The 5,892-nt window shown below is 40.8% G+C and carries 7 protein-coding genes and 1 pseudogene; 4 read left to right on the forward strand and 4 right to left on the reverse strand.

Features of this window, described 5'->3' with window-relative positions; translation table 11 throughout:
* Nucleotides 1-83 precede the first annotated feature (83 nt).
* Nucleotides 84-1,184, forward strand: coding sequence for an ABC transporter substrate-binding protein/permease (locus BV372_RS37490; protein WP_373270756.1), 1,101 nt, complete (start codon nt 84-86; stop codon nt 1,182-1,184).
* Nucleotides 1,177-1,911 (forward strand): annotated as a pseudogene (locus BV372_RS09810) (amino acid ABC transporter ATP-binding protein). The gene BV372_RS37490 and the pseudogene BV372_RS09810 overlap by 8 nt, the downstream one beginning before the upstream one ends.
* A gap of 46 nt (nt 1,912-1,957) precedes the next feature.
* Here the strand turns inward: BV372_RS09810 and BV372_RS09815 are convergent.
* The 3 genes from BV372_RS09815 to BV372_RS09830 form a co-directional block, all read right to left on the reverse strand.
* Nucleotides 1,958-2,419: a DUF4383 domain-containing protein gene (locus BV372_RS09815; RefSeq protein ID WP_086686277.1), complete on the reverse strand. Its 462-nt coding sequence runs from the start codon at nt 2,417-2,419 to the stop codon at nt 1,958-1,960.
* Between the two features lie 505 nt (nt 2,420-2,924).
* Nucleotides 2,925-3,332: a WD40 repeat domain-containing protein gene (locus BV372_RS09825; RefSeq protein WP_256973142.1), complete on the reverse strand. Its 408-nt coding sequence runs from the start codon at nt 3,330-3,332 to the stop codon at nt 2,925-2,927.
* 68 nt (nt 3,333-3,400) lie between these two features.
* Nucleotides 3,401-3,958 (reverse strand): HPP family protein, encoded by a 558-nt coding sequence (locus BV372_RS09830; protein ID WP_086686281.1) that lies wholly within the window; start codon nt 3,956-3,958, stop codon nt 3,401-3,403.
* 280 nt (nt 3,959-4,238) lie between these two features.
* Here BV372_RS09830 and BV372_RS09835 point away from each other — a divergent pair, with 280 nt between their 5' ends.
* Nucleotides 4,239-4,487, forward strand: coding sequence for an HPP family protein (locus tag BV372_RS09835; RefSeq protein WP_373270757.1), 249 nt, complete (start codon nt 4,239-4,241; stop codon nt 4,485-4,487).
* A 53-nt stretch (nt 4,488-4,540) separates the two neighbouring features.
* Here BV372_RS09835 and BV372_RS09840 read toward each other — a convergent pair whose 3' ends face one another.
* Nucleotides 4,541-4,852, reverse strand: coding sequence for a hypothetical protein (locus BV372_RS09840; RefSeq protein WP_086686285.1), 312 nt, complete (start codon nt 4,850-4,852; stop codon nt 4,541-4,543).
* Between the two features lie 192 nt (nt 4,853-5,044).
* Between BV372_RS09840 and BV372_RS09845 the strand changes: the two genes are divergently transcribed.
* Nucleotides 5,045-5,797 (forward strand): N-acetylmuramoyl-L-alanine amidase, encoded by a 753-nt coding sequence (locus BV372_RS09845; RefSeq protein ID WP_086686287.1) that lies wholly within the window; start codon nt 5,045-5,047, stop codon nt 5,795-5,797.
* Nucleotides 5,798-5,892: the final 95 nt, after the last annotated feature.

A 5,892-nucleotide genomic window follows, 5' to 3' on the forward strand; every position in this document is an offset into this window, starting at 1 on the left:
TATTGCCTTTTTGACACCAGTTCACCAGTCTGATTTTGTAACTGGCAACTTGGGTTATTATTTATTACGAAGCAAAAGATACTATTGTCGCTCCTAAAAATAGCAACCTCAAACAGCCTCAAGATTTAGCCGGGAAGAAAGTTGGCATTCAACTGGGAACTATCCAAGAGCAAAATGCTAAAAAAATTGCCCAAAAAGTTACAGGTATTCAACTCAAGCAACTTAATAAAGTACCGGAAATCATTCAAGAACTTAAATCAGGACGAATTGATGCGGCAATTGTTGAGGATACTGTTGCCAGGGGATTTGCTCAAGCTAACCCAGAATTAGAGTTTAGCGTCATTCCTTCAGAAGAGGCGAGTGGATCGGCGATCGCTTTTCCTAAGGGTTCCACTTTTGTAGAACCTTTTAATCAAGGTCTGCAACAAATGAAGGACAAAGGCGAACTAGAAAAATTAGTAACTAAGTGGTTTACGCAAAATACCTCAGCCCCTACTGTATCCTCATCTGCTGCCAAAGGCGGACTGAATCTAGATTTTACAAGGATTCTCCCAGACATTCCCTTTATTCTTAAAGGCATCCCTCTGACGTTATTGTTTACGCTCTTTTCAGTATTTCTTGGGTTAATTTGGGGTACAGTTCTCTCTTTATGCAAAATTACTGCTATCAAGCCCCTTACTTGGCTGGCTAATGCTTACACCTCTGTATTTCGTGGCACACCTCTACTATTACAGTTGGCTTTGGTTTACTATGCGACGCCCCAGCTGACAGGCTATGATATCTCGGCTTTACAGGCAGGGGTGCTAACATTTACTCTCAACTCTGGGGCCTATATGTCGGAAACCATTCGGGGTGGAATTCAAGCCGTAGATAAAGGACAAACTGAAGCGGCGATGTCTATGGGTGTTCCTTACCGATTGATGATGTGGGACATTATTTTGCCCCAAGCATTGAAGAATATTCTCCCAGCATTGGTAAATGAAACTATTGGATTATTGAAAGACTCAGCTTTAGTATCAACAATTGGTGTAGTGGAAATATTACGCAGTGCCCAAATTGTCGGAGCGAATAAATATATTTACTTTGAACCACTGCTGTTTGCAGGGTTAATCTACTATGTTTTAGTGATGGGTCTGACTAGGAGTGCATCTGTTTTAGAAAGGAGGTTGAGACAAAGTGAGTGAAGCCTTAATTCGTACAGAATTCTTGTGTAAATCCTTTGGTAAACTCGACGTACTCAAAGATATTTCTACAGATATTCACTAAGGTGAAGTTGTGGCGATTCTTGGCCCTTCTGGTTCGGGGAAGTCTACCTTTCTAAGATGCTTGAATTTGTTGGAACGCCCCACTAGAGGCAGAATCTATTTTCACAAGCAAGAAATTACTAATTCCAAAATAAATATCGCTCAGGTTCGACAACAGTTAGTGATGGTGTTTCAACACTTTAATTTATTTCCGCACATGACAGTCATGCAGAATATCACCTATGCTCCGATTAAGGTGAAAGGAGTAGATCGACAGTTAGCCGAAAGTAAAGGGCTGGAGTTACTGACAAAAGTGGGTTTAGAGGAAAAAGCAGATGTCTACCCATCTAAACTATCAGGAGGACAAAAACAAAGAGTAGCGATCGCTCGCGCTTTGGCAATGGAACCAGAAATGATTTTATTTGATGAACCCACCTCCGCTTTAGATCCAGAAATGGTCAAAGATGTGCTGGAAGTCATGCAAGCTTTAGCGCACACAGGAATCACAATGGCGATTGTTACCCATGAAATGGGATTTGCCAGAGAAGTAGCTAGTCGCATTATGTTTCTCGATCGAGGGATGTTGGCAGAAGATACCACTCCCAACCAGTTTTTCCAAAGTCCTCAGTGCGATCGCGCCAAGCAATTCTTAGAAAAAATGCTTTAGCTAACTAGATTCCCGACTTCATAAACAAGTCGGGAATCTTTCATAATTAGAAGCGATCGCGATAGCGACCTGATACCATCTCGCGTTCGTGCTCTCGCAGTTCTGCTGGACTGGGTGTTTTGAATCCAAAATAGGCAGCAATCAATGCTGTGATTGCATGTAGCCAAATGTTGTTACCAAAGATTGGAATTAGGCCAAATACTGTATTCAGAACTGGCAACAATCCCATAACTGCCAGCACTCCATAAAAGATTGCCAAACCCCGTCCGTAATTGCGCGCTCTAATATAGGTGCGGTAGGAAACTAATCCCCAAATACCAACAGCTATATGCACAATGTTATGCAGAACATTAATGGCAAATGTTTTCAACAGGTAACCATATCCAGCCTTAAACACAATTGCAGGTCCAGCAACACCAGGCGTTGCTACCATTCCTGGTATAAAGCCAAAAATGCCAATTAATATAAACACAATGCCGCTAATTAGGGCAAAGTAGCGTGCTCCCATAGTATTACTCCCCATTTATTAGAGATTTTGGGAAACCTCCGGGATTACTCATCCCGGAAACGACTCACTTTGTTTGTTGCTATTAGAACTGCTACTGTTGTTCAAGTTCTTAGCAGCCATGGCAACAATTTTCCTACTCTCAAGCTGGCTCAAACTCAAGCAGAAATTCCCCTATCTAAAGTAAGAATTTTGAAAATTTTGCGATGTCTGCAACAAGCCTCTGCTTCGCGCAGTGTCCCCCCTTGCTTTACGCCAGTCTTTTATCTGGACTTTAGACTAAAAAGCACAAAATGACTCAGGGAAGCTGAGTTGGGAAGAAGCAAAGAGAAATTGAACGAATGGCACTAAGATAACGCTAAATCCTTTACTTATAAAGCTTTTGGGTGTAGGGTGTGGGGTGTAGTGACGAAGAAGTTTATTAATGTTCGCACTTGTTTCTAATTTTTTTCATTTTTTCCTACACCCAATACCCTACACCCAGCCCTGACAAGGGTTTCATCTTTTCTTAGTGCCATTCGGCATTGAACAGCATTCTTCCTCTTCCCTTTGATGCTAAATCTGCATCGGTCAGGGAGACATTTGTAGCAAATAAGGTCTGGCCATCCCGGCTAAAAGTGGCTGGTTGAGTCTTGAAGTTCCTAAATCCCTTTTGATAAGCGTCAGGATCATCATTTATGCGGATGATTTCTCCAGTACGCCAATTCCACAACCTGATGATAGCTCCGAGATCGAGATTACTAACGAGAGTTTGTCCATCTGGGCTAAAGACTACACCAATCACTGGTTCTGAGTGTTTGAGTGTACGGATGAGTTTCCCGGTTTTAACATCCCACAAATTTATGCTGCCATCCTGAGAACCACTAACGAGAATCTGACCATCCGGGCTAAAGCTGACAGTCCAAGCTTGTGTCATAAAACTTTCCGGTGTTGAAAATTATTTTTTGTTCGATGCTTAAGGATGCTCTGCTTTGCTAGAGAGAGTCAAAACCAGTGTTTTGGATATGTCCTCTCTGCCGCTAAATTATTGAAGATCACAGCGCATAGCACTAAAATCATCGATCCCTCGAAAGCAGGTGTGAGCAGAAATTGCCAGTCTGGTTTCGTCATCATGACGACTAATGCAACAGCACCCGAAGGTGGGTGTAGGGTTCCGGTAAGCTGCATGATTCCAATTGCACTAGAAACAGCCATTCCCATTGCCAAGGGAGAAGAACCGAGAAAATGCAGAATTATCAGACTCACGATAGCAGCTAAAAGATTACCCCCAATGACATTGCGAGGTTGAGCCAAAGGACTTTCAGGGACACCAAATATCAAGACACTTGTAGCACCAAAAGGAGCCATCAGCAAAGGAGAATTAGTTTTTACAGCAAGGTAAGAAGTTGCAGTGATCGCCAAGAAACTACCAATCCAACTCCAAAAAACGTGCCGATGATGAGGTCTTTCTATTGGACAGGTCAGCGGACATGAACGCCATCTGCCAAAGGTTTTAAACCAATAATTTTCCCATTTCAACCGAATTTTTTTATAGTCGATCATGAACCACTTGATAATTATGACTCTCTGAATTGACTGAGCAAGACTTTATTAAAGTTACAATAACATGACATTTCTCAAGAAAACTGTAAAAAGTATCTAAAGATACAGATTTTTCTAATTTATTGGAAACCAGGTTAAATGGATAAATTTAATTCACATAAAATCAGGGCTAAAAATCTTACTGCAAGCTAATTACTCGGTAAAATAAATGACGATTAGCTGACGGGGTGATATTGGCTTACCCTCGGTTGGCCCCAGTCAAATTCTCACTAACTTAACTATTCTGCATCTTTTCGGTTCGGAACCCTGGGCGATGGGCATGGCAGTGGCGACAGCTATTGGGATGATGCAGTTTACTGGAACTTTACACCCGCCTTCGGGAGCAGTTGCATTAGTTGTGATGATGACAAAGGCTCAATGGCAATTTCTATTCACACCTACACTGGAAGGTTCGATAATTCTGGTACTCTGCGCTGTGGTTTTCAATAATCTGGCACATGAGAGGACTTATCCCAAGTACTGGCTGTAAGCCACATGATTAATGCTTTGATTGAGCAGCAATCGAATTTGCTGCTCGTAAAATTAGGAAATACTAACTATTTGTGCTGAAGATAGCTGTTTACTGCTTTGTAAATGTTGATAGCGACGCAAAACAGCTTGAATATTTTTTTTAGAGACTTCTTCCCCAACTACCAAAGAAAGCGATCGCCACAACTGGGAACCAACTTGCTTAATATAGTCGTGTTCATAACTCAACTGTTTTGCGATTTCTGCATAAGTGCGTCCCAGCCAACTTGCCACAAACACCGCAGATTGAATGTCATTGAGCCTTTGCCCAAACTGATTAGAGCATAGGAGAGTATCGGCTAGGTTTAGGGCCTCTTGTGCCTTCATTGTCAATCAGCTTCTGTATTACGTGAACTTCGTGAGATTTCACCTTTTCAAAAGCAGATTACGGTAAGCTTTACATTTTTTTACAGTAATTACTCACTTTTTCTCACCGCCGAGGCGATCGCTCTTGGATTACTATATGGAATTGCCCCTACAGATAAATTCCTTTTCCAGCTAATAACCAGGAGATAAATTATGAAATTTGGTATTGATATAGGACACAATTGCCCCCCAGACACAGGAGCATTAGGTATTAAGAAAGAAGATATTTTAACTAAAGCAGTTGGTACACTACTAATCCAGAAATTAACAGCCGCTGGTCATACCGTTATTGATTGTACTCCTAAGACAGCTAGTAGTGTAACTGATTCTCTACTTCAAAGAGCTAATAAAGCGAATGCAAATAATGTGAATCTTTTTGTTTCTATACATTTTAATGCCTTTAACAATAAAGTTAATGGTACAGAAGTTTTTGCTATTAGTAACGCTTCCAAAGGTATAGCACAATCAGTTCTCAAAGAAATAGTGAAACTTGGATTTAATAATAGAGGTGTTAAAAATACAAGTTTATCGGTCTTAAGAAATACACACATGCCAGCTATTCTAGTTGAGTGTTGCTTTTGTGACTCTCAAACAGATATGGATATCTTTGATGCTGAAAAAATGGCTGAAGCCATCAAAGATGGATTAATTGGTGAATCAGCAGAAGAGACAGTCAAATCTGATAAAGAACACTTTTTGGAGATTACAACACCAACTATTTTAAAACCATCCTCAGATCAATCATCAGAACTACCTAAAGAGTCTCTAATTGAGATTTCTCCAGGAAAGTACCCAGTGTTAGATGCTCGTTTTGAAGAACATCATTATTGGGTGAAGTGGCCTGACAAAACTAAAGGAAACCGAGATATACATTTTGTTTTTGCTGGACACGCCAAAATTCAATAAATTTACAGCGAATTTCAAGTTAGTGAAGTACAGAGCCTAAGCCTCAAACCCAAGCATAAAGACTGTTTTACTTCTGAATTCTGAATTCTAACTCC

It is taken from the genome of Nostoc sp. T09, from assembly GCF_002154695.1.
Classification (GTDB): domain Bacteria; phylum Cyanobacteriota; class Cyanobacteriia; order Cyanobacteriales; family Nostocaceae; genus Aulosira.